This is a genomic window from Leptospira borgpetersenii serovar Javanica (genome assembly GCF_003046425.1).
Taxonomy (GTDB): domain Bacteria; phylum Spirochaetota; class Leptospiria; order Leptospirales; family Leptospiraceae; genus Leptospira; species Leptospira borgpetersenii.
In genome coordinates this window covers 19477-45349 of sequence record NZ_QAJG01000002.1, presented here as the reverse complement: position 1 = coordinate 45349, position 25873 = coordinate 19477, and the positions used below count along the sequence as shown (strand labels likewise).

General features: G+C 39.8%; 29 protein-coding genes and 1 pseudogene. 15 read left to right on the top strand and 15 right to left on the bottom strand.

Annotated elements, in window-relative coordinates:
- Nucleotides 1–570: 570 nt before the first annotated feature.
- The 5 genes and pseudogenes from CLV95_RS01840 to CLV95_RS01820 all read left to right on the top strand — a co-directional run.
- Nucleotides 571–885 (top strand): nucleotidyltransferase family protein, encoded by a 315-nt coding sequence (locus CLV95_RS01840; protein WP_002731154.1) that lies wholly within the window; start codon nucleotides 571–573, stop codon nucleotides 883–885.
- On the top strand, nucleotides 875–1225 hold the full coding sequence (locus tag CLV95_RS01835) for a HepT-like ribonuclease domain-containing protein (protein ID WP_002733649.1): 351 nt from the start codon (nucleotides 875–877) through the stop codon (nucleotides 1223–1225). The genes CLV95_RS01840 and CLV95_RS01835 overlap by 11 nt, the downstream gene beginning before the upstream one ends.
- Before the next feature lie 255 nt (nucleotides 1226–1480).
- On the top strand, nucleotides 1481–1822 hold the full coding sequence (locus CLV95_RS01830) for a type II toxin-antitoxin system RelE/ParE family toxin (RefSeq protein ID WP_016749110.1): 342 nt from the start codon (nucleotides 1481–1483) through the stop codon (nucleotides 1820–1822).
- Nucleotides 1812–2111 (top strand): helix-turn-helix domain-containing protein, encoded by a 300-nt coding sequence (locus tag CLV95_RS01825; RefSeq protein WP_002725636.1) that lies wholly within the window; start codon nucleotides 1812–1814, stop codon nucleotides 2109–2111. The genes CLV95_RS01830 and CLV95_RS01825 overlap by 11 nt, the downstream gene beginning before the upstream one ends.
- A 447-nt stretch (nucleotides 2112–2558) precedes the next feature.
- Nucleotides 2559–2711 (top strand): annotated as a pseudogene (locus tag CLV95_RS01820) (transposase); the annotation flags it as partial.
- 181 nt (nucleotides 2712–2892) lie between these two features.
- Here the strand turns inward: CLV95_RS01820 and CLV95_RS01815 are convergent.
- From CLV95_RS01815 to gap, 7 genes are all read right to left on the bottom strand, one after another.
- A complete protein-coding gene (locus CLV95_RS01815; protein ID WP_002725667.1) occupies nucleotides 2893–3885 on the bottom strand; it encodes a response regulator transcription factor in 993 nt (330 codons plus the stop codon).
- Nucleotides 3885–5018: an LIC_12097 family sensor histidine kinase gene (locus CLV95_RS01810; RefSeq protein ID WP_002725669.1), complete on the bottom strand. Its 1134-nt coding sequence runs from the start codon at nucleotides 5016–5018 to the stop codon at nucleotides 3885–3887. The genes CLV95_RS01815 and CLV95_RS01810 overlap by 1 nt, the downstream gene beginning before the upstream one ends.
- Before the next feature lie 12 nt (nucleotides 5019–5030).
- A complete protein-coding gene (gene lenA / locus CLV95_RS01805) occupies nucleotides 5031–5741 on the bottom strand; it encodes an endostatin-like outer membrane lipoprotein LenA (protein ID WP_002733753.1) in 711 nt (236 codons plus the stop codon).
- 6 nt (nucleotides 5742–5747) lie between these two features.
- A complete protein-coding gene (gene secG, locus CLV95_RS01800) occupies nucleotides 5748–6095 on the bottom strand; it encodes a preprotein translocase subunit SecG (protein ID WP_002725705.1) in 348 nt (115 codons plus the stop codon).
- Nucleotides 6096–6336: 241 nt separating this feature from the next.
- Complete coding sequence (gene tpiA / locus CLV95_RS01795; RefSeq protein WP_002725683.1) at nucleotides 6337–7089, bottom strand: triose-phosphate isomerase; 753 nt, start codon at nucleotides 7087–7089, stop codon at nucleotides 6337–6339.
- A 235-nt stretch (nucleotides 7090–7324) separates the two neighbouring features.
- On the bottom strand, nucleotides 7325–8515 hold the full coding sequence (locus CLV95_RS01790; RefSeq protein WP_002725733.1) for a phosphoglycerate kinase: 1191 nt from the start codon (nucleotides 8513–8515) through the stop codon (nucleotides 7325–7327).
- Between the two features lie 3 nt (nucleotides 8516–8518).
- Complete coding sequence (gene gap, locus CLV95_RS01785) at nucleotides 8519–9526, bottom strand: type I glyceraldehyde-3-phosphate dehydrogenase (RefSeq protein WP_002725734.1); 1008 nt, start codon at nucleotides 9524–9526, stop codon at nucleotides 8519–8521.
- A gap of 359 nt (nucleotides 9527–9885) precedes the next feature.
- Here gap and CLV95_RS18700 point away from each other — a divergent pair, with 359 nt between their 5' ends.
- Entirely contained in the window at nucleotides 9886–10029 is a 144-nt protein-coding gene (locus CLV95_RS18700; protein WP_002725687.1) for a hypothetical protein, read from the top strand.
- Nucleotides 10030–10035: 6 nt separating this feature from the next.
- Here CLV95_RS18700 and CLV95_RS01775 read toward each other — a convergent pair whose 3' ends face one another.
- The 3 genes from CLV95_RS01775 to lepB all read right to left on the bottom strand — a co-directional run bounded on the left by CLV95_RS01775 (nucleotide 10036) and on the right by lepB (nucleotide 12827).
- Nucleotides 10036–10476, bottom strand: a complete 441-nt coding sequence (locus CLV95_RS01775; protein WP_002725663.1) for a response regulator — start codon at nucleotides 10474–10476, stop codon at nucleotides 10036–10038.
- Nucleotides 10473–11894 carry a sensor histidine kinase gene (locus CLV95_RS01770; protein ID WP_016749113.1) on the bottom strand — a complete coding sequence of 474 codons (1422 nt, stop codon included), beginning with the start codon at nucleotides 11892–11894 and terminating at the stop codon, nucleotides 10473–10475. The genes CLV95_RS01775 and CLV95_RS01770 overlap by 4 nt, the downstream gene beginning before the upstream one ends.
- A gap of 378 nt (nucleotides 11895–12272) precedes the next feature.
- Nucleotides 12273–12827: a signal peptidase I gene (gene lepB, locus CLV95_RS01765; protein ID WP_002733629.1), complete on the bottom strand. Its 555-nt coding sequence runs from the start codon at nucleotides 12825–12827 to the stop codon at nucleotides 12273–12275.
- A 100-nt stretch (nucleotides 12828–12927) separates the two neighbouring features.
- On the opposite strand from lepB, the gene CLV95_RS01760 reads away from it, so the two are divergent.
- From CLV95_RS01760 to topA, 5 genes are all read left to right on the top strand, one after another.
- Nucleotides 12928–13470: a gamma carbonic anhydrase family protein gene (locus CLV95_RS01760; protein WP_002725699.1), complete on the top strand. Its 543-nt coding sequence runs from the start codon at nucleotides 12928–12930 to the stop codon at nucleotides 13468–13470.
- Between the two features lie 134 nt (nucleotides 13471–13604).
- Nucleotides 13605–13871, top strand: a complete 267-nt coding sequence (locus tag CLV95_RS18695; protein WP_016749114.1) for a hypothetical protein — start codon at nucleotides 13605–13607, stop codon at nucleotides 13869–13871.
- On the top strand, nucleotides 13868–14941 hold the full coding sequence (locus CLV95_RS01755; protein ID WP_002733660.1) for a hypothetical protein: 1074 nt from the start codon (nucleotides 13868–13870) through the stop codon (nucleotides 14939–14941). Before CLV95_RS18695 ends, CLV95_RS01755 begins: the two co-directional genes overlap by 4 nt.
- 286 nt (nucleotides 14942–15227) lie before the next feature.
- Nucleotides 15228–16157, top strand: coding sequence for a cysteine synthase A (gene cysK, locus CLV95_RS01745; RefSeq protein ID WP_002725644.1), 930 nt, complete (start codon nucleotides 15228–15230; stop codon nucleotides 16155–16157).
- Nucleotides 16158–16282: 125 nt separating this feature from the next.
- Entirely contained in the window at nucleotides 16283–18121 is a 1839-nt protein-coding gene (gene topA / locus CLV95_RS01740; RefSeq protein ID WP_002733581.1) for a type I DNA topoisomerase, read from the top strand.
- A gap of 593 nt (nucleotides 18122–18714) precedes the next feature.
- On the opposite strand, the gene CLV95_RS01735 is transcribed toward topA, so the two are convergent.
- Nucleotides 18715–19506, bottom strand: a complete 792-nt coding sequence (locus CLV95_RS01735) for an ABC transporter ATP-binding protein (RefSeq protein ID WP_002733736.1) — start codon at nucleotides 19504–19506, stop codon at nucleotides 18715–18717.
- 8 nt (nucleotides 19507–19514) lie between these two features.
- Nucleotides 19515–20996 carry an HDOD domain-containing protein gene (locus CLV95_RS01730; protein WP_026054849.1) on the bottom strand — a complete coding sequence of 494 codons (1482 nt, stop codon included), beginning with the start codon at nucleotides 20994–20996 and terminating at the stop codon, nucleotides 19515–19517.
- A 126-nt stretch (nucleotides 20997–21122) separates the two neighbouring features.
- On the opposite strand from CLV95_RS01730, the gene CLV95_RS01725 reads away from it, so the two are divergent.
- Nucleotides 21123–21383 (top strand): LIC12077 family protein, encoded by a 261-nt coding sequence (locus CLV95_RS01725; protein ID WP_002725724.1) that lies wholly within the window; start codon nucleotides 21123–21125, stop codon nucleotides 21381–21383.
- Nucleotides 21367–21636 (top strand): hypothetical protein, encoded by a 270-nt coding sequence (locus tag CLV95_RS01720; RefSeq protein WP_170317464.1) that lies wholly within the window; start codon nucleotides 21367–21369, stop codon nucleotides 21634–21636. The genes CLV95_RS01725 and CLV95_RS01720 overlap by 17 nt, the downstream gene beginning before the upstream one ends.
- A 546-nt stretch (nucleotides 21637–22182) precedes the next feature.
- On the opposite strand, the gene CLV95_RS01715 is transcribed toward CLV95_RS01720, so the two are convergent.
- The 3 genes from CLV95_RS01715 to CLV95_RS01705 all read right to left on the bottom strand — a co-directional run bounded on the left by CLV95_RS01715 (nucleotide 22183) and on the right by CLV95_RS01705 (nucleotide 24016).
- A complete protein-coding gene (locus CLV95_RS01715; protein WP_002725656.1) occupies nucleotides 22183–23031 on the bottom strand; it encodes a hypothetical protein in 849 nt (282 codons plus the stop codon).
- A gap of 89 nt (nucleotides 23032–23120) precedes the next feature.
- A complete protein-coding gene (gene panD / locus CLV95_RS01710; RefSeq protein WP_026054075.1) occupies nucleotides 23121–23456 on the bottom strand; it encodes an aspartate 1-decarboxylase in 336 nt (111 codons plus the stop codon).
- A 26-nt stretch (nucleotides 23457–23482) separates the two neighbouring features.
- Nucleotides 23483–24016, bottom strand: a complete 534-nt coding sequence (locus CLV95_RS01705; protein ID WP_002733591.1) for a type II toxin-antitoxin system antitoxin SocA domain-containing protein — start codon at nucleotides 24014–24016, stop codon at nucleotides 23483–23485.
- An 18-nt stretch (nucleotides 24017–24034) separates the two neighbouring features.
- Between CLV95_RS01705 and lipB the strand changes: the two genes are divergently transcribed.
- Both lipB and CLV95_RS01695 read left to right on the top strand, forming a co-directional pair.
- Nucleotides 24035–24688, top strand: a complete 654-nt coding sequence (gene lipB / locus CLV95_RS01700; RefSeq protein ID WP_002725697.1) for a lipoyl(octanoyl) transferase LipB — start codon at nucleotides 24035–24037, stop codon at nucleotides 24686–24688.
- Nucleotides 24689–24814: 126 nt separating this feature from the next.
- The gene (locus tag CLV95_RS01695; RefSeq protein ID WP_002733617.1) at nucleotides 24815–25873 is read left to right on the top strand and encodes an LIC_12071 family protein; all 1059 of its coding nucleotides are present in this window, start codon (nucleotides 24815–24817) and stop codon (nucleotides 25871–25873) included.

The following is a 25873-nucleotide window of genomic DNA, read 5'->3' as shown; positions in this document are numbered from 1 at the left end:
TACACATAATGAATTCTAATGTGATAGAGAGAACAAAATGGCACTAACTCTGGAATCTTCACGAACGTTGCGTAGAATTGCTTGGGCTTTAGGTAAACCAATGACTACAACGTCCGAAGATACTATTGCATTTTTAGCAAACGCATTGAATGAAGATTCAATTTGCCAAACGTGTCGAGATAAGACTAAATGTGGAACTTGCCATTTTAGACCTGAAAATCGAAGCTCTAAAACTCGAATTGCATCACTAATGAAAAGTTAAAGGACATGCTCCATCGGCCTAACTGCGGTTTCTCGAGGCGCTTCGAGATCGCTTACGCGACTCTTGCTTGGGCTTCGTCACATTTGCTTTTTAACTTCGGCTTGCGGGACGTTCGCTAAGGCTCACTCAAGCCAAAGTTAAAATCCTTTCGCGCGTTTAGACGCGCTTCAGGACCGCAAACGTCGAGAAATCTTGGTCGTTAGGCGTAATTGCTGCAAAATCAATTTAATACACTTAAAATTGACAAAATCGGTACGACAATATAATCCTTCGCTTGACTTTTAGAGATTTTTAACTAATTTTGAACAATGGTCACTGTAGAATTTTTAGACAAAACAACGATCGAGAAATCTCTAAAAGGCTACAAGAAAGAGCTAGACATTTTGGGCGTTAAGGCTATTCGTCTTTTCGGTTCAGTCGCCAGAAAGGAAGCAAATTCAAAAAGCGACATTGACTTCTTAGTTACATTCAAAGACGGAATGAAGACTTTCGATAATTATATCAATCTTACCTTTTTATTAGAAGATTTGTTCACAGCTAAAGTTGATCTACTTACTTCCGATTCTATTTCGGGGTCCATTAAGAAATCTGTTGAACAAGAGTCTATATTAATTGAAGTCTGATATTGATTATATTAAACACATTTACGATGAAATTCTCTTTTTAAGAGAAGAATTCAATAAAACGAATAAAGATAATTTTCTAAGTAACAACGTTCTAAAAAGAGCATTTGTCAGAAGTGTTGAAATTATTGGTGAGGCTTCGAATAAGCTTTTTGATCCTTTTAAAAAGAAATATTCAGAACCTGAATGGAGAAAATTCTCCGCTACCAGGAATCACTTAATTCATGGCTATTTTATCGTAGATTATGATATAGTATGGGATCTTATCGAAAATAAAATTCCGATTCTTGAAATACAAATTAAAGCAATTTTACAGACAGAGAAAACTCTTTTTGACTAACCGCAGCAGCAACTTCGTCTCCTCGCTTCGTTCGGGATCGCTCATGCGACCCTCACTACGGTCTTCGACACATTTGCTTTGACGTTCGGCTTTTGCTCGCTCACTAAGGTTCGCTCAAGCCTCTGTCAATCCCTTCGCGTGTACGCGCTTCGGGAGCGCAAACGTCGAGGAGACTCTTTCGTTATACGAAATGGCTGGAAAATTGTCTTTTTAACAAGAATTGACAAAGTATATCAGATCTGATATATTGTAAACGTGAAGTTTAAAGTTCAGCTTTTAGAACCTGCAGAAGAATTTTTACTAAAGCTGGAAAGTAAACTTAAGGCAAAAGCATTTAGAACAATTGAGTTATTAGCAGAATTTGGACCTGAACTTCGAGAACCTTTTTCTAAAAAGATCCAAGGTTACACGGGCTTATTTGAATTAAGAATAAAGCAGAGCTCCAATATTTGCCGCCTATTTTATTTTTTTGAAAAGGGCAGAGTAGTTATAATAACTTCTGGCTTTGTTAAGAAAGATCAAAAAACAGAGAAAGACGAATTGACTAAAGCTTATAAATTAATGAAAATTTATAAAGGAGATGAGCATGAAGCTTAAAACTAAAGACTTCGATTCGCTCTTGAATAAAGAACTTAAGAATAAAAATTTTAAGAAAGAATACGATGCCCTTTCCAATGAATTTACCCTCGCTAAAGAGATTATTAAACTTCGAAAGAAGAGAAATTTAACTCAGAAGGATTTGGCTGAGAAAATAGGCACGTCACAGCCTGCTATTGCTAGAATTGAATCTGGGAATTATAAAAATTTATCTCTTTCTTTCATCAATCGCCTTGCTCAGGCATTAGATGCGGAACCTGTTATTCATTTAAAAAGTAAAGGTGCTTAGAGCCGGTCTCAAAACCTGAAGAAAAATATCTCTAGACGATCCGGCAAGTTTTTAAAAAACGTGAGAGTTTCCACAGAAACCGTCGCATTGGCGGTTTTCTCTCGTTGTTTAAAATTGTAATAGCTCCTACATTCTTAAGGTTTTGAGACCGGCTCTAAGTTTTACCAGCCATTTCGTCTAACTTCGTCTCCTCGCTTCGTTCGGGATTTGCTAATACAAATCCTCGCTCCAGCCTCCGGCACATGTGTTTTGTCGCTGCGGCTTGCAAGACGCAACTAAGGCACCTCGTGTGCTAATGCGTTCGCGGCCGCAACGTCGAGGAGACTCTTTTGTTAGACGACATCTGTAAAAAAATTCATTAGACGGAAACATATTGAGTAATTACGGAACAAGAGGTATGCTCCACATAGAAAGAGTAGAAAACAAACAACACAAGATCGTCTTAGATTAAGACGTTACAAACGAAGATGGAAAATTGAACGCCTTTTTGCACGGTTTCAAAACTTCAGAAAACTTGTTGTTCGTTATGAATATTATGATTTCAATTTCGACGGTTTTATCGCTCTTGGATGCGCTATTGTACTCCTAAGGTATTTTTGAGATAACTCTAATCACATTCAAAAGCAAGGTTACTGTTCGCTTTGCTTATCTCTACAAAAAAATACCAAAAAGAATCGGAAGAATAGAAATTGTTAAACAGTTGCGTATTCTAAGCGTTTTAACTTCGCATTAATTCCCGCAGAAACGCTTTTGGGAAAGTTTCCATGTTTTTGGGATCCGTTTAAACTTCGTAAATGGAAAGAGATTTATAACTTTTATTCCCTTGTTTATCGAGAAGGGCGATAATTTCAGTTCTTTTCTCTTTTTCAATGTTAAAGATCAATTGGTCTGAAATTTCCCGACAGATATATAAACCTCTACCGTGCGAGTCCGCAAGTCCCGGTGGAAATCCAGTAGATTCGTCTATGGTGATGTGGCGGTCCAGACGTTTTAAGATTTCCTTTTTATCTAAAGAACCGAAATGGTCCCGAATCACGATGATGAAGGTGTTCTCGGCGATTCCGTAGCCGATCTCGAAAAAATCCGATTCCGCAAGTTGAATGTTTTCCAGAGGGATAACAAGATCTCGGGAAGGAAGTTCGTACTGGTATTTATAATTTCCCTTGGAATCTCTTGGTGCACGAATCATTGCATTGGAGGTAAGTTCTTCCAGGATTTGATTGATTGCGTTCGGAGCTCCTTTTTCCACAAGAAACTTAGCAATTCGATTGCAGAGAAAATTTCTTTGTTCGTCCGAATAGATTCTTTTGAAAACGATTCCGTTCGGGTTAGGAACTGAAAAATCCTTATCTCCCTCTTTGGATTCCTGAATGACGAATTCCGGTCCGAAATATTTCTCCACTCCGAAAATGTCTCTGGTGAGAAGTTTATGAACCATAACGGAGATTAATTTGATGTCTAAGAAGGAATATTTGGGAATGATATTCCAGATACCGTGTTTGTGCGCGAAGTTGATGTAGTCGTTGATATTATAAGCCGTCATCAACGTATAAAGAACGTGAGGGAATTCGTGTTGGATCGTTTTGATCAAATCCAAACCGGTTTTACCGGGCATTCGAATATCGGTGATGACCAGATGAATCTCTTCGTTTTTTAATATACGAATCGCTTCGTCGTAATTCTCCGCGTCGAAAATTTTATATTTTCCGGAAAGTAAATCCTTAATTGCCTCTCGGATCGAATGAATGTCTTCAACGATAAGAATACGATACATCAGGAAGAATATCCGTGATTTTGTGTGAGAGGGAGGGAGACTCGAAATCTGGTTTTTTTTTCGAAGGATTTAACCGATAATTCTCCGCTGTGTTCCCTGACGATGGAATGGCAAATAGAAAGTCCGAGTCCGGTCCCGATTCCGGTTTTATTTTTTGTAAAGAAAGGGGAGAATATTTTATCGATCAGATTGTCGGGGATTCCTCCTGCGTTGTCTTCTACGATGATATGTACCATATTTCTCGTTTTACGGACTTCCACACGGATTTTTCCTTCTCCATAGTCGAAGGCTTGCAAGGAATTCTTAAATAAATTGATAAAAAGACGTTCCATCTTCACCGGATTAAATTGAAATGTGGTTCCGGGCTCACAAAGGATTTCCCAGACGATATTTTTGGAAAGAACAGGGTACACCCAGATTACGTTTTCCTTTGCTTTTTGAATCGTTTCGTATATATCTACGGTCGTAGTCATCAAACGATCCGGTTTGGCAAAACTGATGATGTCAGTTACAATCATCGCGGCGCGGGTTAGATCTTCTTTCATCATATCCAAACGTTTCCGAAAAAACTCGGGATCGATCGAAGTTAGATTGTTCAAAAGACTTTGAAGAGTTAAACTCATTCCGGTAAGTGGGTTGTTGAGTTCGTGCGCGACTCCGGAAATAAAAATTCCCAAAGAGGCCAGATTACGGATTCTTAAATTTTCCTCTTCCTTTTCTCTGATTCGAGTGATATTACTTACCTTTTCGAGAACGGAACCGATGACATGATCTTTTTCGATCGGATAAAAGTCCAGATAGAGAGTTTCTTTTTGGCCTCTGACGGAATGGAAAATTTCCCGGTTTACATCCGATTTCGGATACTCGAAGTATCGATTGAAGTTCTCTTCCTCCGGTTGCATCTCTTTCATCGGACAATAGGGACAGACATCACTGCGGTTGTAGAGTACTTCGTAGCATTTTTTTCCTATAATGGAAGAGAACGAAGATTGGCCCGAAAATTCCAGTGTGGACCGATTTACTCTCCGGATGCGAAATCCCGGATCAATGAGTACCAACGGTTCGGTAATCCCATCCAAGATGGATTGAAGTTCGCCCGCTCTTTCTAAGAGATTTTCCTGCAACGAGGACATGAAGACTCAATATTATAGAGAATCTTTAAAAGTTTGCAGTAACTTTTTTTTATTTTTTGCCGATTCCTGGCGTTGCATTTCTTGAAGTCTCAGAAGTTGGATCAGAAAATCTTCCAGAAGTTTTAAGTAAAATTCCTGCTTAAAATCGGATCTATCTCGATCATCTGAAAGAAGTTGGATTGGATAACGAACTTCTTTTCCATTTTGATCCGCTTGTAGAACAATATCGTCCACATTCTGATCAAGAGGGGTTTCGTCCGTTAAACGAATGAGAGTTGTATCGGAACCGTCCATATTTTCCGCTTTCACTTCCGTCACAACTTTGGAAAGAGTGGTTCCCGTAAATTCCAAGAGAATGGATTTGCTCTCAGCCTTTTCGATCCCATTCTTTTTTTCCTGAAAAGAATGTTTTACGATTTTGATTCCTTTTCGATTCGGATAGGTTCCGAGAAAAGTAATATAGATTCCACTCGGAACGGATTCTATTCTCTCCAATTTCAACAGATCTCGAGTAGCTCCCAGATCTTCATAGATTTTTAAAATCCTTCTGTTTAAGATGGAAGCTGTGTCTGAGGATTTGTTTTTATGTATGTCGTCGCTTTGGGAATATATGGAAAAATTCGTAAATAGGAGAAGAATAATTAAGAGGTTTGGAAACAATGAAACTAAGTTCGAAAAAAGACCTTCTTTGTGAAAAAAAATCTTTTCTCGATGTATTTCCATTCGAAATTAAGGATTGGTTGTCGGAGTAGAAGATGGTGTCGCGGGAGCCGTGGGTGTATTTGTTTCACTTTTAGTTTCCTCAGGTGGTGTTGTTATCAGGGCGGGAACTGTTTCCGGCATCAACCTGTCTTCTTTTTTGGCAAAAAGAAAAGAGAGAAAAAGAGAAAGAATGATAAACAAAATTGCGGTTACACGCGTGGCCTTGGTAAGAACATCTGCTGTGGAAGAACCAAAAACGGATTGACTGGAGCCTCCTCCTAAAAGTCCTCCTCCTTTACCGGTCTGGATCATAACGAGTAAAACCAGAAAGAGAGAAACAAAAACAAAAAGGGTTAGAATCACTCCGTTTAACATATCAGTTCCTGAGAAAAAATTGAATCCTTTACCAAATTATGAAGTCACCAAACGGTGACAATGAAAATACTCTGTAGATGTGCGATTTGACGCTACAGTCCTACTTAAAGCCTTAGAAAAATCGGTTCCGATCTATTCGACAAGTTCGTAATAAGTCCGCGTTCCCTTGATCGTTTTGGAACGATTTTTTCGTCGTTAAACTCTCATAAAAGTTCTTGCGTATGAGATTTTGGGTCAGTTCTCAGAATAGACCCGCGTAAGTATCTATTTTTTGACTGGCTCCTCCTACGAGCCCGCCGTCTAGATCTTTTTCCTTTAAGAGCGCTTGTATGTTATCCGGTTTTACGGAACCTCCATATAGAATTGAGATGGATTCCGCAATTTCTTTCGCGCCTAAGAATAGACCGGCTATTTCCTTACGAATAAAAGAATGTACCTCTTGTGCTTGTGCCGGTGTTGCCACTTTTCCGGTTCCGATCGCCCAGACCGGCTCATAAGCTAGGATCAGATTGGAAAAAGAATGACTGTGGATTCCTTTCAAGCCTTCTCGAATTTGGGAAGAAATTACTTCGAAGGTTTTTCCGGATTCTCTTTCCATAAGAGTTTCACCTACACAATAGAGCACGATAAAATCATTCTTTAATAAGAAATGAATCTTTTCGTTACAAAAGGAATTCGTCTCGCCTAGAAATTGTCTTCTTTCCGAATGTCCGATCATAACGACCTTCACGCCGAGTTCTTTTAGTTGTTCCGGTGAGGTTTCACCGGTAAAGGCCGCAAGCCCGGAAGGATACACATTCTGCGCTCCGACTAGAATTTCTGTTCCTTGTAAAATTTTCGCAACACCCGCAAGATGCAATGTCGAAGGAAAAATCATAGAAATTCTACCTTTAGAAATGGCAGGGATCTTTTCTTTAATCGAATGTGCCAGAGATAGAGCCTCTTTTTCGGAGAGATTCATTTTCCAGTTTCCGGCGATTACCGTTTTGCGCATGCGATTTCCTCTTGATGGATGATTCCGATAAAGCTAGGGAGAGTTTGTAAGAAAGGGGAATTGCTTCAAGGATTTTTTAGAGCGATCCATTTCTAATGATTGATTTGATCTTCTGGGATTTCGAAAGAATCTTATAAAAGATTATCCAACTCTATTTGAAGAAAATATCATTTAGTCCGGATCATAAGTCGGCTCTTTACGATAAGAAGAAAAAATCGTGAAAGAGCCGGACCTTTTATTCGGAGACTTTTTTCTTAAGAGCTTCCACTCCGGGGAGTTTTCTTCCTTCCATAAATTCGAGAGAAGCGCCTCCACCGGTAGAAATATGGGTAATCTTATCGGCAACTTTCGCTTTGTTGATTGCTGCGATGGAATCTCCACCACCGACTACTGTTCTCGCTTTGGATTTCGAAATCGCTTTCGCGATCGCCATCGTTCCACCCGCGAATTTATCCATTTCAAAAACTCCCATCGGTCCGTTCCAAAAAATCGTTCCTGCGTTTTTGATGATCTTTTCGTAGTTCGAAACCGTTTTGGAACCGATGTCCATCCCCATCCAACCGTCTAAGATTCCCATTTTATCTACGGACTTGGTCTTCGCTTTTTCGTTGAATTGATCTCCGATGATATGATCCACAGGAAGTTGAAGATCCACTCCTGCAACTCCGGCTTTTTCGATCAGTTGAAAGGCCTGTACTTCGAAGTCTTTTTCCACCAGAGAATTTCCCACCGGAACCGCTCTAGATTTTAAGAAAGTATATGCCATTCCGCCGCCGATGAGAAGATGATTTACCTTGTCAAAGAGGTTGTTTAAAACCTTGATCTTTGAGGAAACTTTGGAGCCGCCGATGATTGCAACAAACGGACGAGCGGGCTTTGTAAGAAGAGCGGAAAGTTCCACGATTTCTTTGTGCATTAAAAGGCCCGCATATGCAGGAAGAAGATGGGCGATTCCTTCCGTAGATGCGTGAGCCCTGTGAGCAGCGCCGAACGCGTCGTTGACGTAAACGTCCGCAAGTGCGGCGAGCTTTTTGGAAAAACCCGGTTCGTTCTCTTCTTCTTCCTTATGAAAACGGACGTTTTCGATCACGAGGATTTCTCCGTCTCTCAGTTCCTTGGAAAGTTTGATCGGTTCGTCTCCGATTACGGTTTTAGAGAAGTAGACGTTTGACTTAACGAGTCCTTTGAAGACTTCTACGACCGGGGCTAAGGAGAATTCTGGATTTGTTTGACCTTTGGGTCTTCCCAAATGACTTGCAATGATTATTCTTGCTCCTTTTTTAATCAGAAGTTCGATCGTAGGAAGAGTTTTTTCGATTCTGGTTTTGTCGGTAACTTTTCCGTTTTCTATGGGAACGTTGAAGTCTACCCTCAGAAAAACTCTTTTTCCCGAGAGGTCGACGTTTTCGAGTCTAGGCAATTCCATGAACTAGCCTTTCTTCGCCATATAGCGGATGAGATCTAGAACTCTGTTGGAGTATCCCATCTCGTTGTCATACCAGGAAACGAGCTTAAAGAATCTGGAGTTCAATTCTATACAAGCGTCTTGATCGAAAATGGAGGAGAGTGTGGAGCTTACGAAGTCGTTGGAAACAACCATGTCTTCCGTATAACCGAGGATTCCTTTCATGGATCCTTCGGAAGCTTCTTTCATCTTTGCGGAAATTTCTTTCAGAGAGGTTTCTTTCGTGGTTCTAACGGTTAAGTCGACGACGGAAACGTCCGGAGTTGGAACACGGAAAGACATACCTGTCAGTTTACCGTTAACTTCAGGGATACAAAGTCCCACCGCTTTTGCAGCGCCGGTCGCCGCAGGGATAATATTCTGCATTGCTCCCCTTCCGCCGCGGAAGTCTTTTTTGGAAGGGCCATCTACAGTAGGCTGAGTCGCCGTTGTTGCGTGGATCGTGGTCATCAGGCCTTCTTCGATCCCAAAGTTATCAAGGACGACTTTAGTGATCGGGGCCAGGCAATTTGTAGTGCAAGACGCGTTAGACACAATGTGATCGGTTGCCGCGTTGTATTTCTCGTTGTTGACACCCATTACGAATGTGGGGATATCCTTGTCTTTTGCAGGTGCGGAAATTACGACTTTTTTCGCTCCCGCTTTGATGTGTTTTTCTGCTCCCGTTCTGTCGGTAAAAAGCCCGGTGGATTCGATCACATAGTCCACTTTCAGGTCTTTCCAGGGGAGTTTTTCAGGATCTCTTTCGGAAACGCAGAGAACTTTTTTTCCGTCTACGATCAGTTCTTTATCGGTATGCTCGACGGTTCCTTGGAATTTTCCATGAGTGGAATCGTATTTGAGTAAGTAGGCCAGATTGTCAGGAGTAACTAAATCATTGATTGCGACAAATTCCAGATTAGGGTCTTTGATTCCTGCACGGAAAACGAGTCTTCCGATTCTTCCAAATCCGTTGATGGCTATTCTAGTCATTTTTTTCCCTTTGTTGTTTCAGATTTTATTTTAGAACTCCCTGTTCGGCGATGTGCGTAGGGGAGAATTTTTTAAGGTACAGTATTTTCCCGGATAATTCTCTTGAAAATCCGTTTTTTGGGGAGAATTTAAGAATGAATCCGGGATTTTTATAAGAAAATCCGCATGGGAATACGGTTCATATCATTCAACTTTATACAGAACGAGAACGGTGAAATGATAGGATCGTACATCATCGTTGAAAAAAATGGTCGTTTAATAGTAGAAGCCATCTCAAAAATATCTTAGAATAATCGAAATTGGTATTTTAAGTAAAGATAAAGTATTTTTGAGATGGCTTTTAGCATAACGTTAAAATTATGAATCAACCGATTGTTAGACTTTGGGGAATGGAAAAGATCGGTCTGATAATAGAACACAAAACCGGAGTGGTCTATTCCAATCAGACAGGAGGATATGTTTGTTCACATTTTGTAAAACGTTTGTGGGAAGTTTTGAATTGAAATTCTTTAGGAAGGCTGTATGCCTGCGGAACTCGATTGAGAAAAGTTTCTGATTAAAATTTCATCCATCATCAAATTCGTAAGAGGTTTCGTTTTGAAATCCGATGTGGTGCCAAATTGGGAGAATTTATTCCTATCATCCGGATTTTCCGAAGTAGTCAACATGACTATGATTGTGCTGGTTTGAAGTGCCTGATCTAATTTTTTATATTCCTCTAAAAATTCCCAACCGTTCATCCCGGGCATATTGATATCTAGGAAAATGAGATCGGGAAACGGCTCCGGATTTTCCGATTTATTTTTTAAAAAATCCAAAGCGTCCTGACCGGATTGTTTTGTGATTACGGTTTCCGCATAATTTCCTTTGCGGATCACCCTTTCGTGAAAAAAATTATCGTCTTGGTTATCGTCGATGAAGAGAATACATTTTAGTTTTTGATTTTTCATGGATTTAAAATAGGAATGTTGAAATAAAAAGTGCTTCCTATTCCTATAGAGGATTCGACCCAGATCCGGCCGTTGTGTAATTCTATGATTTTTTTGCAATGAGCTAAACCGATTCCGTGACCTTCATATTCTTCTTTGATATGAAGCCTTTGAAAGATGAAGAAGATCCTATCCAAATATTTGGATTCGATTCCGATTCCATTGTCTTGGACCGAAAAATGCCAATGCTCGCCTTCATTCCGACAGTGAATCTTAATTTCCGGATCAGTTTCTTTTTTGGAGAACTTGATCGCGTTCGTAATCAGATTCTGAAGAAGTTGTCTGAATTCCACCTCGTATACGTTCAAGCTCGGAAGAAGTTCGGAAATGATTTTGGCCTTGGAATGAAGAATCAAGTTTTCGAGATCGGAAAGAACTTCTGAGAGAGTACGATTTAAATCCGTAAGAGTTAATTTTTGATCTCTTCCGATTCTTGCATACATAAGAAGGGCTTTTACGAGGACACTCATTCGTTTGGTTGCTTGATCGATCGTTTTTAAATGACGATTTGCATTCGAATCGAGTGTGTTGCCATAATCCTCTTCCAAAATTTGAATGTAGTTGGATACGGTTCTAAGAGGTTCTTGTAGATCGTGAGATGCAAGAAATGCGAATTGCTCCAGCTCCTTATTTTTGACTTCCAATTCGTTTTTTCGAATCAATGTGGCTTCTTGATTTTTTCTTTCCGTAATGTCGATGATGGAGGCAAGAACCATAAGGCCGTCATCCGTATCGATCGGATTCAAACCGATTTCTACTTGTACTTCGGACCCGTTCTTTCTTCGAGCGAATAAATCTCTTCCTGTGCCCATCGATCGAACAGAAGGGGATTGAAAAAATTGATTTCTCCGGTCCGGATGTTCTATACGGAAACGTTCCGGGAGCAGTATTTCCAATTTGGCTCCGATCAATTCTTCTCTTTCGTAACCGAAGAGTTTTTCGGTCTGTTCGTTTACGAGAGAAATCGTTCCTTCCGCGTTTACCAGAACCATCGCGTTCGGAGCGGACTCTACTACGAGACGGAATCTTTGTTCCGCTTTTTTTCTTTCTGTGATATCGATGATAGAAGCTAAAACGAGAGTTCCGTCCGCGGTTACGACCGGATTCAAACCGATTTCGATTGGAAACTCGGCTCCGTCTTTTTTGAGTCCGAAAAGATCCCTACCTGCACCCATCGGACGAACTTTTGGAGAAAGAAAAAAGGAATCTCTAAATGTGGGATGATTCTTGCGGTATCGATGTGGAAGAAGTACTTCCACAACCTGTCCGATCAATTCAATTCGTTCATATCTGAACAATTTCTCGGCTTGATTATTGATATAAACGATCTTGCCATCCCGATTCAGCAATAAAATTGCGTTTGGGACGGATTCGACCATCAGTTGGAATGTAAGTTCTGAATGTTTCATTTTGAATCGATCGGATTTTATTCATTGAATTGTCTGGGTATGAACGCCCGAACGAATCGGGCCAAGATATCATGCGGATCAAGCCTTGTCAAATCGTAAAATCGAAAATTGGAATATTCAAATTCACGCTATTGTTACTCTAAAACCTTGAAAGTTCTGAACGAATTGATTTTTGGCTTTTTACCCATCTCTACGTAATAGAGTGTCTAAAATTCTGCGTCTAAACGTGAGATTTGCGCTCAAATTAACGGTATTCTATTTTATAGGATCAGTAATTGAAAAATCCTAAACGAATATTGGAACTATGTTCGAAAAATCGATTTTAAAATTGAAAGCGGGTGAGAAAATTCAGAGAGCTTTTCCCAAGATGTACTCAATGGGAATCGGACCGAAATCTCTGGAATCAGAACAGGAATCCCGATTGTCGCAGAGTAAAAAATAATCTCGATCTTTGAGAATTAAAGGCTCGCTATTGTCCCGACTAGAAAAACTTGCAGGAAACGGTCCTCGCTTGTCTTCGAACTGGAGTACAAATCCGCTCCCGATACCGGAGGAGTCTTCCGGATTATTGTTACGATATAGAATCTTATTTTTCATCTGAACCGTGTCACCCGGTTTACCTACAATTCTTGAAAAGACGACCTTACCTTCTTGAGTCGGATGTTTTACTAAAACCAAATCGCCAAGATAGAGATTGGATCGATTCACAAAACGGGAAAAATAAATTCTTTTTCCAGGGGAATAGGTAGGAAGCATTTCTTTCGTTTCCAGCGTAAACGGAAAAAAAAGAAAAAACCGAATCAAAGATGCCGTAATCAAACCGATTGAAAGTCCGATTCCAGCTTGTTTGAGAATAGATTTTATTTTTTCCCTTTTTTCTTGATTGGAAGAACTTCCGCTCATGCGTACATTCTTTTGTGGATCGAAAATAGGGTCAAAGAAAATCTTTGTTTTAAACTTGTTTTGATTCTTTAGAAAAGTGTCTGAAAAGGGAGAAGGATTGATGAAATCAAATTACCAAATTCTGGAATATATGGGAAAAAAACCCCGGATTCACGAATCCGTTTTTCTGGCTCCGGGTTCTCAGGTGGTCGGAGATGTAGTGATTGGAAAAAATTCTTCCATTTGGTTTCAGACCTTGGTTCGAGGAGACGTCAATTTTATTCGGATCGGGGAGAATGTGAACATTCAAGATCTCACGATCATTCATGTCGCAAGAGATGTATATCCGGTCGAAATCGGAAATAACGTGTCCATCGGACATAGAGCGACGATTCATGGATGTAAACTCAAGGACAACGCGTTTGTGGGAATGTGCGCCACTTTGATGGACGATGTGGAAGTCGGGGAATTTGCGTTTATCGGAGCCGGAACTTTGGTTACACCGGGGAAAAAAATTCCTCCCGGAGTTTTGGTAATGGGGTCGCCTGGAAAGATCGTTCGGGATATCACCGATAAGGAAAGAGAAATCATTACTCGAACGGCCGGGAATTATCTCAAATACAAAGAAAATTATCTACAAGATCCGTATTATTCGAGAGGTTAGAAGTGAGAAATGATAAGTTCGTCAGGAATGAATAGATCCGTTTTCTGAAGAAGAATTTGTAGTCTTCTTTAAAAATCGAAATTACACAAATCGATTTACGGAAAAACTAGTAGTGTAAATTTGATTCGAAGAAAATGTGCATTGTTCCTATTGTAAGTATAACTGCAAATACTCTTAGGAGTGCTCTTTGGGTTTATGGAAATTTCTACGTAATCGCGTTTTATGATAAAATTTCCATTTTACTCTTTCAAAATGTCAGAACTCCCACGTATTTTTATCGTAAAATCCCCGTTTTTCCGTTTTTAAAATGTGGAAACGCCTCTTTGTACCGAGAATACTTGGTTAAGATTTTTGTAATATTTTTCACAAATTTTTCGTTTACGAAAAGGATCGGCGTATGACTCAAACGTATCTTCCCGGTGTATACATTCGAGGAATCGGGGTCGTTGGTTGGCCTCTTGCGTCTTTATTACTTTTGCTTCAAGGGAAAATTGGAAAATTCCAGGTTTACGTAGAACCTTATCGACTCAAAAAATCCGAAATTCCTACGATCCTATCACTTGTGGAAAAAGGAGGGGTCGTTGTTGATACGGAGGATAATCGTGTCGGGGAATTTTTTCCCGAATTTATTTCAAAAAAAGATGCGCTTGAAAAGTCGGTCGTACTTTGCGACTGTTCTCCTTCAGGGGTGGCTGATTCGAGAATCAAAGAATATGATACATTGGAATATTCTAAAATTCAAATGTTTATCGCTCAGGGAAGCGAACATAGGTTCGGGCCTCAATTTTTGTATCCAGACGCGAGAAAATTTCTGGAAAATAAAAAACTCCCGAGATTTTTGCATGTTTCCACCTGCAATACGCATACTTTAGCGGGTACTCTTCGTTTGTTAATCGAAGAATCTCCTTATGAATTGGGATCTATTTTAGAAGAAGCGGATTTTTTGGTGATTCGAAGAGATGCAGATATGGCAAAGGATGATCCGCATGTAACTGGACCTCTTCTTGTCAAGCCCGAGGCGGAATGGGGAACCCACCATAGTAGATTATTAAGCGAACTTTATTCTCAAATTGGAATCAAACTGCCACTAACTTCTTCTTCGGTTACGATTAATTCTCCTTATATGCATTTGGTTCGATTTCGTTTTCGATTGAAAAAAAACATACCAAAAGAAGTCATTCTGAGGAGATTACGGAATGATCCGTATTTATCTACGACCGAGCTGGTTTCTACCAACTCGATTTTTTCTTCGGGAAGGGATCGAGGATTATACGGAAGAATTTTTTCTCATGCCGTGATCCTTTTGGGCTCTTTGGAAATTTTGGAGAAAGAGGTCCGGGGTTACGCGGCGACGCCCGGAGATTCTAATGTTCATATCTCTACAATTTATGCTGTCTTTCGTGGACTTGGGATTGAATTCGGACCGATTGCGGAATCCTTTCTTCAGAACATAGTTTTGCAGGAAATTTAAAATCTTCGTAGGGTATGGGCGGATAGGAATTAGGAACTTTACAGTTCAACCATCCACTAACTAAGAAGAGTTTAAGGATCTTCACTTGTCTTTCTTTTTCGGGAAACTCTTTAGTGTGTTCTTCCAAGTTCATGAGAGAATCTTGTGGTTCCAAAATCCATGCTTTGTACAAAAAGAGTTCCAAGGAAAGGATTTTTTTCTTGAACCTATTTGCTATATTGAAATAAATGTCTAATATAACAACATCTAAACTCAAGAATCCTTATTATGAGGCAGGAAAACAGAAATGAAAGCTGAGAGTATTTTAGAAACGATCGGAAATACACCCCATGTAAAAATTAATCGCTTGTTTAAAACAAAGAGCGAGGTTTATGCAAAATTAGAAAGATCAAACCCAGGCGGATCTATAAAAGATCGAATTGCTCTTTCCATGATTGAGGATGCGGAAAAAACCGGAAAACTCACTAAGGATAGCATCATCGTAGAACCTACTTCCGGAAACACTGGAATCGGTTTGGCTCTTGTTGCCGCTGTGAAGGGTTACAAACTTCTTTTAGTAATGCCTGAATCCATGAGCGTGGAAAGAAGAAGAATTATGGCTGCTTATGGAGCTGAATTCGAACTAACTCCGAGAGAAAAAGGAATGCCGGGAGCGATTGAAAAAGCAAAACAAATCGTAGCAGAAAACCCAAAAGCTTGGATGCCGCAACAGTTTGAGAACGAAGCGAATATCAAAGTTCACGTAGAAACGACAGCCCAAGAAATTGCAAAAGATTTTCCGGACGGACTAGATTACGTAATCACAGGGGTCGGAACTGGAGGACATATCACAGGTGTAGCTCAGGTTTTGAAGCAAAAATTTCCAAAGTTGAAAGTGTTTGCTGTCGAGCCGGAAGCGTCTCCCGTAATCTCGGGAGGAAAACCTGGGCCACACCCGATTCAAGGAATCGGAGCTGGGTTCATTCCTAAAAACCTTCACACGAATCTTTTGGACGGAACCATTCAAATCAGTAAAGAAGAAGCATTCGAATACGCACAAAGAGCGGCAAAGGAAGAAGGGCTTTTTATCGGAGTTTCTTCCGGCGCAGCGCTTGCAGCAGTTGCAAAAAAATTACCGGAAATTCCCGAAGGTTCGAAAGTATTAACTTTTTCTTATGATACAGGAGAAAGATATCTTTCGATCGAAGGACTTTTTCCGGTCCCTGCGAACGCATAAAAAGTTTTTTCTGATCGAAATCTTTTTGCTTTTCCCCGGAGAAATTCAAAATCCGGGGTGTTCTTTTTTTTGTATTTAGTGATATTTAATTGAAAATCTGAAACTAAACTAAACCTTAAGAATTGGTGTCCTCACTTATCATTGTTGAATCTCCCTCCAAAGCAAAAACTATCGGCGGCTATTTAGGCAAAGAATTTAGAATTCTCGCAACACTCGGACACGTGGCCGATCTTCCTAAGACGACTCTCGGATTGGATCTGAAGAATCGTTTTGAACCGGAATACGTAGTTCTTCCCGGAAAGAAAAAGATTCTTTCCGAAATCATAAAGGCGGCAAAAGAATCCCAAAGAATTTTTCTGGCAACCGATCCGGACCGAGAGGGAGAATTTATCAGTGCCTATATCCGGGATCGCCTGAAAAAAAAATCGAATGTCTTTCGGATTCGTTTTACGGAGATCACGCGAAACGCGATCCTGAGTTCTTTACAAAATCCGGATACGATCCATGAATCCTTGGTTGAAGCCCAGAAAACGAGAAGAGTCGGGGATAGGCTGATCGGTTATTTTATCAGTCCCGTTCTTTGGAAGGAGATTGGCCCTGGATTATCTGCCGGAAGAGTACAGTCTGTCGCTTTAAAGTGGATCTGTGACAGAGAGGACGAGATTCGAAATTTTCATTCAGAAATATATTATAATGTACTATTGTATGTGCATGATAAAAAAGGGATCGAAGGTGTTTTCCAAAGGGTGGGCGATCGGATTTTTTCAGAAGAAAAAGCGAATCTGATTTTACAAAACGTTCAAAAAGAAAAAAATCTCCGGATTTCTGAAAAAAAAGAATCTCATAAAAAAAACCTGCCTCCTCCTCCATTTCAAACGGCGAGTTTACAACAGGAAGCTTTTCGAAAATTACGATTCTCTTCTAAAAAGACGATGAGCATTGCTCAGAAACTTTACGAAGGAATGGATCTTGGAAACGGTAAAAGAAAGGGGTTGATCACATATATGAGAACAGATTCCATTCGTTTGAGTCCGGATTTTGTGGAACGGGCAAACTCTTGGATCATTTCCGAGTTTGGTGAAACTTTTGCGAACAAACTGGAACGTAAAGTCAAAAAATCTAGTAAGAAGATTCAGGATGCACACGAAGCGATTCGTATTACGGATCCGTTTTTAACTTCCGAAAGCGCAAAAAATTTTTTAGGAAAGGAAGAAGCTTCTCTTTATGAGCTGATCTGGAAACGAACCATTTCGTATCTTCTACCTCCGGAAGAATTCTTAAAAACTGAATATTCCATTTTTGTGGCCGGAGAATATTTTCAATTGGAAACTAAAAAGACTCTCTTTCCCGGATATAAAATATTAAACGAAGCAGATAAAAAGGCGAATCCAAATTGGGAAAAAGGAGAACTGTTGACCCTTCAGAAAGCGGAGTGTGAAAAAAAACAAACGGAACCGTCTCCTCGATACTCGGAGGGTACTCTTGTCGCAAAACTGGAAAGGGAAGGGATTGGCCGGCCTTCCACATACTCAACGGTATCGGAGATACTTGTTAAAAGGAAATACGTCGAACAGGAAAAGAAATTTTTTTATCCGCTTCCATTGGGAGAAAAGGTCAACTTTTTTCTACAATCCGGTTTCGGAGATCTATTTCGGGAAAAATTTACCGCGGAACTCGAATCAAATTTGGATAGGATCGAAAAAAACGAGATTGATTCTCTTGTCATATTAAATCGACTTTGGTCCGATCTGCAAACTCAGATTCAGAATAGCAAGTTTGTCGCTTCCGTGTTTCGAAAAGAATGGGCGGAGATTCGAGAAAAGAAAAAAACGAGTTGGGGGATTTGTCCTCTTTGTAGGGATGGTTCTCTCCAAAAGAAAAAAACGTCTCGAAAAAAGGAATTTTATCAATGTAGTCGCTTTCCCGATTGTGAATATGTAAACTATGAGCTCCCTAAGCCTTAAAATTTTCTCTATTGTATTTTGCGAAACTTCAATTTTATAAAGAGCCCGGCCCGAGCCTGAAAGTGAGAACTCTTACAGGAATAGGACAACGAGAAAAGGTTGTTCCAAAGCCTATAACTTGTTATGCTGTTTTTTTTGAAACAGAAATTTTTACAGGTCTCTTCTTGATATTGCAACTAACGTTAATTTGATATGAGAAATCCAGCCTTTGCTTGCAAAGGCTGGACTGAATTTTTCAAACTAAGAACTTGTCCCAAAACCTGAAAAGAAATCAGCACAATCGTTTCATAAGTTCGTAACAGAGCGTGAAAATTCCCGCAGATTGGTGATTTATAGATTTTCTAACGGATTTTATCATTGGAACACTCTCGTAAGAATTCCTACATCTGAGGTTTTGGGACAAGTTCTAAAGTGCTGCTCTCTACGAATCACAGCATAATAACGGCTTTTACATCTGTTATGCCGAACTCACGTGAACTAGTGTGAATATTTTTGATTTATAAGTTAGAAAAAATTTATATGAATCTATCTCGAAAACTTTTTGTTTAAAAGAAAGTTATACAATGATAGGAACCGCTTTGGGGATATGCCTTTCATTTTTGTTTCGGTATCACGAACCAAGTGCCTTCGATTTTTTGAACTTGAAGTGGAATATCGTACAAATTTTCCAGATTTTTTTCGGTAAAACATTCTTCGATTGGACCGAAATGAGTTACTTTTCCGTCTTTTAACAACACCGCTTTGGAATAGAATTCCGGAATTTCTTCCGGTCTATGTGTGATGTAAAAGGAAGCGAATTTTTTTTTAGAATGATATTCTTTTAAGAATCCTAAAAAGTCTTCTCTTGCGGTTAGATCCAAAGAGGAACAAGGTTCGTCCATAATAAGAAAATCCGGTTCGTTTACGAGACTTCGTAAGAATAAGATTTTTTTCTTTTCGCCGGAGGAAAGAGTCGTATAGAGCTGATCTTTTTTGGAAGATAGATTCGCATCTTTTAGGATTTGTAACGCTTTAGCTTCTTCTTTCGAGGATGGGTCACGGTAATAACCGATCGTATGAAAGAATCCTGTTAGTATTACATCTTTTACCGTAAGTTTTCTTTGAAGTGAATTTTCTAGTTGAGAGGAGTCCAGGGTGCCGATTCGTTTTCTTAAATCCTGGATTGGTATTTCTCCGTAGATTTCTTGAAACAATCGGATTTTACCTGAGGTAGGCCAGATCATACCGTAGATCAGATTGACAAGGGTACTTTTTCCGGCTCCATTCCTTCCCAAAAGAACGCAGTGTTCGTTTGTTTTGATTTCAAAACTCACCGAATCTAAAATCGTTTTTCCAGTCGGTCTATAACTGATTTTCTCGATGGACAATAAAGAATCAATTTTCAAACGGCTTTTTAGTTCTCCATTTTTGCAATTTCGTACAACTTTCTGAGTTTCTCGCAGGTTTCTTCGAATGTCTTTTTATCCGCAAGATCGTATTTACGAAGTATGGTTTCGTCTATTGTGAAAAAGGAGGCTTTCTTATCGATATAATCCATCATCATATTGGCGAGATAAACGAGTTCCACTAAATCGTGATATACGCTGTCTACGTTCATAAAGGGTCTATGATGAAATTCAATCATTTGAACTAAATCGGGGGGGAAGTCCCATTTTTTAGCCAGAAGAGCACCTAACGTAGGATGGGAGATTCCGATTGAAATTTCCTCTAAAATCGTGGAGCTTCCGAAGTCCCGATCTTTTTGATAATTTGTGAGTTTTATGAATAGCTTTTGATTGAGTGAAAGTAGAATGAATTTTCCCAAATCGTGAAGTAGAGCTCCGGCGGTGGCAATGTCCGCGACCCTAGTCATTCCGCCTCTACCTGCTATTTGACGAATGAAAAAGCTACACATATTGGAATGATTCCAAACTTCTTGTAACTTCGCATAACGTCCGTCCATGATCTTCCTCACTCCGGAAACGTAGAGAAGATTTCTTACGTTCTTAAGACCGACAACCTTAACAGCTTGAACGATTGTGTTGACCTTATTTCTACTCGCAAATCCCGCTGAGTTGGAAAGTTTCAACAGGTCCACGCTGAGTGCCGGATTTTTTTCGATTTCGTTGGCAATAATTCCAAGATCGGAATCCGGATTGTTGCACAACGAAATGATTTTAGTGAGAGTATTCGGAAGTGGAGGTAGTCCTTCTATCTCCATCAAAATTTTTTCTTTGAGTTTTGTGGTGATTTCGATCGGAACGATTTGTTGAGGTACGACAAGAGTGGCTCTTGTCAATTTCCCGTCCGTATCGATCTTGAATTTATCGGAACCGATTCCTGAATTTTTTAAAAGAAGTTGAATCAAAACCAAACCGAGTCCTGCGCTTTCCTGAGAGTCGGATATGTCCATAAACGCGTCGGAAAGATCATTGTATTTTTTAGCGGATTCTATTCTTTTTTTGATTCTATCTAGTTCCTGCGGCAAAAGAGCGGAATCGTTTTCCACCAAAATCGCAAAATTGTTATTCACCATCTTCGCACGAAAGTGAATTTGAAAACCGCTGTTCTGTAAAATTTCCTTCTGTTCGTCCCAATGATGCGTTATCTCCTGTTGAAAGGTTTTCATTCCTTTCGAATAATGATCCGCATTGTGAATATCTAGATCTTTTTTGAGAAAATAAATCCGCTTTGCGTTCGCTTTGTTCGCATTCATCAAAATTTCTTTTAGGATCGTAGAAATGACTTCCGTTAAAAAGAGTCTGTCTATCTTTCCGAGAATATTAAGCAATAAATTATAGAGTTGTTGGTGGTCTTCCTCCGACACAAATTTATATTCGATATCTATGTCTTTTCCACTGAGGAGAGTTTCTGTGAGTTCCGGTATGTTTAGCATTGACTTTGCCCGTTTCGGGACAATTTTTTCCGCGTTTCCCAAATAAATCCAGTCTTTCCGAAAATCTTTGTCCGGGGTATTTTGTATTCTTTTCTAACATTCAAGATGATATGTTGGAGGGTAAAGATGGTTTTGGTCAGAAAAACAGAAAACGAAATCGACCGGCAACTTCGTTATTTTTTAGAAGAGAAATTAGAGGGAATTTTGAAAGAGGCCCAAAAAACGAGAAAACGACGTCAGGAACTATTTGGCACCAAAAAAAATCAAAAAGATGGAGCAGATCCGGAAAACGCAGACTGTTCACGAAAAGAGATTCAATTAACGTTTTGGGACGAGGATCCATGTGAACATAATAAAAGAATGGACAGTCCTGGAACCGGTTCTTAAGATTGAGCCGATGGACAATAGCTTCTTTTCAGAAAGCGAAAACACCCAGAGTTTTCCGGTAAAACGGGACATTCTTGATATTATGGATTCCTATCGATATATGAATTCTTCCTATTTCTTCGATTTTCTTTCCGATGGGCGTTGGGATCATGGTACCGGTTGGATTGAAAAAAATATGAACGAGGTCGATTGGTGTACACGTTATGCTCCCGAGAGTATAGAGCGTTATCAAAAACAGCCAAAGTCTTCTTGAAAGTTCCCTTTTTATTCTTTATCGATGTTTTTTATTTTGAATGTGGATTGGATATAAGGGAACCTTTTGAATAAAACTTTATAGGCGTCCTTATAAAATTCAAAGATAACGATCCTAAAATCAAATTCATTCTTTCCCTATCATTCGGAAATTTCCGTTATTCTTTTGAATACGGATCTTGTTCCGATTTTATAGCAACATGGATGTATTCTATGTTTGAAAAAAGGGAATAAATAGAGCGGAAGATTTTTTCCGTCCTATTTAAAAATGTGAATTGATATAAGGTTCTGTCCCAAAACTGGAACAGAACCTTGCAGCTTGATCTTTCTGACAAAGTAAACTGTGGGATTTAGGGACGCGCTGTAAAAAAGTTCGGGCGGAATCGCTCCACAAACTTTATAATTAAAACGGCTCACGAGCCGGAACACTTTTGTAAAAAAGCGTTTTAACTGGATTTTTCAAACTAAAGTGCTGCTCTCCAAAGGGAGCGCAACAATAATAATCGCTCTTTCGCATTTGTTATGCGAGTACACGTTAAAACGTAATTTAATTGAGAAGTTTGATTCCGCCGACGTTTATGAATTTTCTATAAACCAGTTTGTTCTTTTCTTTCAAAGGATTGAAAATTAAGATTACAACCTTGTTGTAGGTTAGATAGCCGGGTCTGTATTCCGTGTAATGATGAGACATCAAAGTCGTCTTATACTTCGCATTATAAATCGTGTAGGTATGTTTGTTCAGTGATTCGTGGGCTTGTTTCTTTTTTTCCTCTTCGGTTTGATCCACGAAATTACTGATGAGGACTTGATCTTTTTTCGGTCCTTGTTCTCCATAGATTGTAAATTCAAGTGCATTTTCCGAATGGTTGGTGAGATAGGTGATGATTTCGGTTAGTGCCGGAATCGACATCTTTGCAATTTCACCTCGAGCGATACGATCGTCGTAATCTTTTTTTGCCTTGTTGTATTTTTCTTCTCCCCAAACCGATTTGGATTCCAACTTCTGAGGCATTAAGTTTTGAAAATTGATTACAAACGTGCTGTTTTCTGCGTCATACCCTCTCCATTTTGGAAAAGGAATGAGTTCCCTTTTTTCGGGATTCACAGCAGTTGTTTCATTCACTGCCAAAATATAAATGGAAAACTTTGCGGCATCGAAGTTTCGGTTTTCCATTTCCACCATTACGTCCAGAAATTCTCCCTTGCCATTGTCCGAATGCCTGCGAAAGAAGGAAATGTTCTTAACAGCTAGGCGCTCGTCGTAGTAGGCCAACGGATAGTATTCTGTTCCTCCGTCCTTTTTGTTTGGATCGGGTTTTTCTGCGTTCTGGCTAAAGGCCGTTTGGCCAACGAAAAGAAGTAGCAGGCAAACAAGGATTCTTAAAAAAGGTTTCATAATTATTCTGGTCCGATCGAATTCTTACTTATTTATATCGGTCTTTGAAAGCCGGAACTTAGATTGGGAAAGCCGTTTTTTGGTAAAAATTAACGTTTTCGATTATTTTCGTCAACGTGAACTACTTTGGGGATATAGTCGATAGGAAGTTCGTTTTCTTCCACTTGAGCATAAGTGATGATGATGATTTTGTCGCCTTTCATCCCGAGCCTTGCCGCTGCTCCGTTTAGACAAATTTCTCCGGAACCGCGCTTTCCTTCAATGATATAGGTTTCAAAGCGAGCGCCATTATTTATGTTTACCACAGAAACCTTCTCATAAACACGCATTCCTGCTGCGTCTACGAGGTCCATATCCACGGTCAGACTGCCTTCGTAATTTAAATCCGCGGCCGTTACCGTAGCCCGGTGAATTTTACCTTTCATTACGGTTATCTGCATTTTAGGCTCCGCTACTCGCTAAATAGTACCTTAAAAATTTTACCTGAGATATTTAAAAGCGTTTTCCTCTTAAAAAAGTGAATTTTGGTATTCAACGTATCCATACTGAATGGAATTTCCGCAAAAAGCGGGGAAATGATATAGTTTTCGTAGAGGTTCGGATATACACGGTTCTCGTCATAAACCGCATTTTTGAAGTTTTCCAAGACCTTACGAATGATTCTTTTTTCCTGTCTGTTGAGGTCGATGGCTTCTTCTCCTCGTTCTCCTGTCCAGACGATTTGAAATCCGGAGATCCCCTTTTCCGTCAATTTGGGTTGTATATCAATTAGACCACTTTTCCTTAAATGAAGCAAAGCCGATTGGAAATCCAAGGCACAGGGAGAGTCCTCCAAATGAATGTATGTCTGATTTGTGATGAGTTTTGCATTCTTTTGAAAATAAACCCCATCCGCATAATAAATCAGTTTGGAAAGGGATAGACGGTCTCTTCCGTTAGGAGATTTCTGAAGGATAAAAGAGATGACTTCTAAGAGTTTTTCCATATAAAGAATCTTGTGAGAATGATCAGATTTCGGAAAAAAATTCCTTACCTCCGTTACTTGGAAATGCAGGAAAAACTGCGAAAGTTCCGGAGGGAATGTATTCTATTTTTGGAACATGCTCCCATAATCACCGGCGGAATCAATTATAATCCGGAGAATCTTCTCTTGGGAAAGGAATTTCTAGAATCTCAAGGAATTCAGGTCCACTTCATCCAAAGAGGGGGGGATTTCACTGCCCACGAACCCGGCCAGCTCGTCATTTATCCTCACGTGGACTTAAAAAAAAGAAATCTCCCGATCCGTTTTTATCTGGAGAATTTACTTCAGTCCGTAATCGATTCTGCTCGTACAACCTGGGGTTTGAATTTGATCACCGATTCGGATTCTCCGGGTTTATATCTCGAATCGAATCCTTCCAAAAAGATCTGTTCTATCGGCGTGAACTTTAAATCTTTTTTTACGAGTCATGGAGTCGCGTTCAATTTGAATAACGATTTTACGGCTTTTCGTTGTATCAATCCTTGCGGTAGAAATTGGACGGATATGACCAGTGTGGAAAAACTCGGGCTCGACTCCGGTTTTGCTAAAAGGAACCAATTTATTTCTTTTATGAAAGCGAATCTGAATTCTTTTCTAGGACCTATCTCGAAATTAACCCATACTGTGATATAACGATTTTTGAGAAAAAATCGGATTTTAGAGATCATTTTGAATCCTTCAAAATGATTCGTTTTCGATGAAAAGTGAGCTGGAATTCTTTTTTCTCCTCAAGAGAAAATCTCTTTTCTACCGATTTGTTTGGGTAGAGGCCTCAGAGTGAGAATTTTCAAAAATATTTTCTATTTTCTATTGCTGTTGATCGTTTGCGAATCAATTGCACTCGGAGTCGTTGTATGGTCCTTTTTGGAATCTTCTTTGGCCTCCTTTGAACTTTTGAAGGTCGGTTCGGATAATCGAGCCAGGGATACATTGGGCACTCTTGCAAAAGCGGCCGAAAATTCCGGACTAAACGGTTCTTACGACGATATGAACTTCATTTTTTCCAGATTGGTTAAGATTTCCGACAGGGACACTGACGGCTATACGATCAAAGAGATCTTTTTGACAAACGAGGTAGGAATTGTTCTTGCTCATTCCAATTCAGAATACCTCAGGGAAAGCTTGAAAAAAAGAAAGCCGGTCGCCTTATATCAGGATTCTTTATATACGAGAGCTTTTCGTCTTCGTAAGTGGCAGATCGGCATTCCAGTCCTTTTGAAAAAAAGGGAGGGGGCTTCTTCTAAGAGTATTTTCTTTTCTAAGTTCGAAAGTTTTTTTCCGGAGATCAACGAACCTGAGATTCTTCTTTCCGCGGCGGTCTATCACCCCGTGAAATTAGAGAGGGTGGCGGCGATTCATATGATTTATGATCGAGGTAATTTTCGGAAGTTCGTATTTCGGCAAACGGAACTTTTGGAATGGCTTTTTAAAAATGATTCTCTGATCGCTCTTGGCGCCGCTGTGTTCTTGGAATGTATTTATCTCTTACTAACCTTGGGTAATTCCACAAAAAAATCGGCTCCGGATAAGAATTCCAGACCACTTGTGGAAAAGGTTTCTCATACAAATGCGACTCACGTTCCCGTTCTCGTGAAACAATCCAGCCCGCTGGATTCAATCGTTTTTCCCGGGAGTTTGGAAAGTCCTGCGGAAAATGTCGAGGCCTCTTTCGTACAAACGACACCCGTTACCACTTCTGAAACTGAATCGGCCACTCAAACTCCGGTTGAATCGGCGGTCCAAACGGAGCCGATTATTTCTCAAATAAATCCGAACATTGCCGCTGAAGAAGTTTTGGACGCAATTTATTTAGGGTAA

What these genes read in the sequence shown, in the direction of transcription:
- lenA (WP_002733753.1), bottom strand. Translation starts at nt 5,741, where the DNA reads ATGGAAATACATCGAGAAAAGATTTTTTTTCACAAAGAAGGTCTTTTT.
- CLV95_RS01730 (WP_026054849.1), bottom strand. Translation starts at nt 20,996, where the DNA reads ATGCTAAACATACCGGAACTCACAGAAACTCTCCTCAGTGGAAAAGAC.
- CLV95_RS18695 (WP_016749114.1), top strand. Translation starts at nt 13,605, where the DNA reads ATGTGCATTGTTCCTATTGTAAGTATAACTGCAAATACTCTTAGGAGT.
- gap (WP_002725734.1), bottom strand. Translation starts at nt 9,526, where the DNA reads ATGACTAGAATAGCCATCAACGGATTTGGAAGAATCGGAAGACTCGTT.
- CLV95_RS01705 (WP_002733591.1), bottom strand. Translation starts at nt 24,016, where the DNA reads ATGGAAAAACTCTTAGAAGTCATCTCTTTTATCCTTCAGAAATCTCCT.
- secG (WP_002725705.1), bottom strand. Translation starts at nt 6,095, where the DNA reads ATGTTAAACGGAGTGATTCTAACCCTTTTTGTTTTTGTTTCTCTCTTT.
- tpiA (WP_002725683.1), bottom strand. Translation starts at nt 7,089, where the DNA reads ATGCGCAAAACGGTAATCGCCGGAAACTGGAAAATGAATCTCTCCGAA.
- CLV95_RS01755 (WP_002733660.1), top strand. Translation starts at nt 13,868, where the DNA reads ATGACTCAAACGTATCTTCCCGGTGTATACATTCGAGGAATCGGGGTC.
- CLV95_RS01815 (WP_002725667.1), bottom strand. Translation starts at nt 3,885, where the DNA reads ATGTATCGTATTCTTATCGTTGAAGACATTCATTCGATCCGAGAGGCA.
- panD (WP_026054075.1), bottom strand. Translation starts at nt 23,456, where the DNA reads ATGAAAGGTAAAATTCACCGGGCTACGGTAACGGCCGCGGATTTAAAT.
- CLV95_RS01790 (WP_002725733.1), bottom strand. Translation starts at nt 8,515, where the DNA reads ATGGAATTGCCTAGACTCGAAAACGTCGACCTCTCGGGAAAAAGAGTT.
- CLV95_RS01725 (WP_002725724.1), top strand. Translation starts at nt 21,123, where the DNA reads ATGGTTTTGGTCAGAAAAACAGAAAACGAAATCGACCGGCAACTTCGT.
- cysK (WP_002725644.1), top strand. Translation starts at nt 15,228, where the DNA reads ATGAAAGCTGAGAGTATTTTAGAAACGATCGGAAATACACCCCATGTA.
- CLV95_RS01715 (WP_002725656.1), bottom strand. Translation starts at nt 23,031, where the DNA reads ATGAAACCTTTTTTAAGAATCCTTGTTTGCCTGCTACTTCTTTTCGTT.
- CLV95_RS01760 (WP_002725699.1), top strand. Translation starts at nt 12,928, where the DNA reads ATGAAATCAAATTACCAAATTCTGGAATATATGGGAAAAAAACCCCGG.
- CLV95_RS01770 (WP_016749113.1), bottom strand. Translation starts at nt 11,894, where the DNA reads ATGGTCGAATCCGTCCCAAACGCAATTTTATTGCTGAATCGGGATGGC.
- CLV95_RS01840 (WP_002731154.1), top strand. Translation starts at nt 571, where the DNA reads ATGGTCACTGTAGAATTTTTAGACAAAACAACGATCGAGAAATCTCTA.
- CLV95_RS18700 (WP_002725687.1), top strand. Translation starts at nt 9,886, where the DNA reads ATGAATCAACCGATTGTTAGACTTTGGGGAATGGAAAAGATCGGTCTG.
- CLV95_RS01810 (WP_002725669.1), bottom strand. Translation starts at nt 5,018, where the DNA reads ATGTCCTCGTTGCAGGAAAATCTCTTAGAAAGAGCGGGCGAACTTCAA.
- CLV95_RS01825 (WP_002725636.1), top strand. Translation starts at nt 1,812, where the DNA reads ATGAAGCTTAAAACTAAAGACTTCGATTCGCTCTTGAATAAAGAACTT.
- lepB (WP_002733629.1), bottom strand. Translation starts at nt 12,827, where the DNA reads ATGAGCGGAAGTTCTTCCAATCAAGAAAAAAGGGAAAAAATAAAATCT.
- CLV95_RS01775 (WP_002725663.1), bottom strand. Translation starts at nt 10,476, where the DNA reads ATGAAAAATCAAAAACTAAAATGTATTCTCTTCATCGACGATAACCAA.
- lipB (WP_002725697.1), top strand. Translation starts at nt 24,035, where the DNA reads ATGATCAGATTTCGGAAAAAAATTCCTTACCTCCGTTACTTGGAAATG.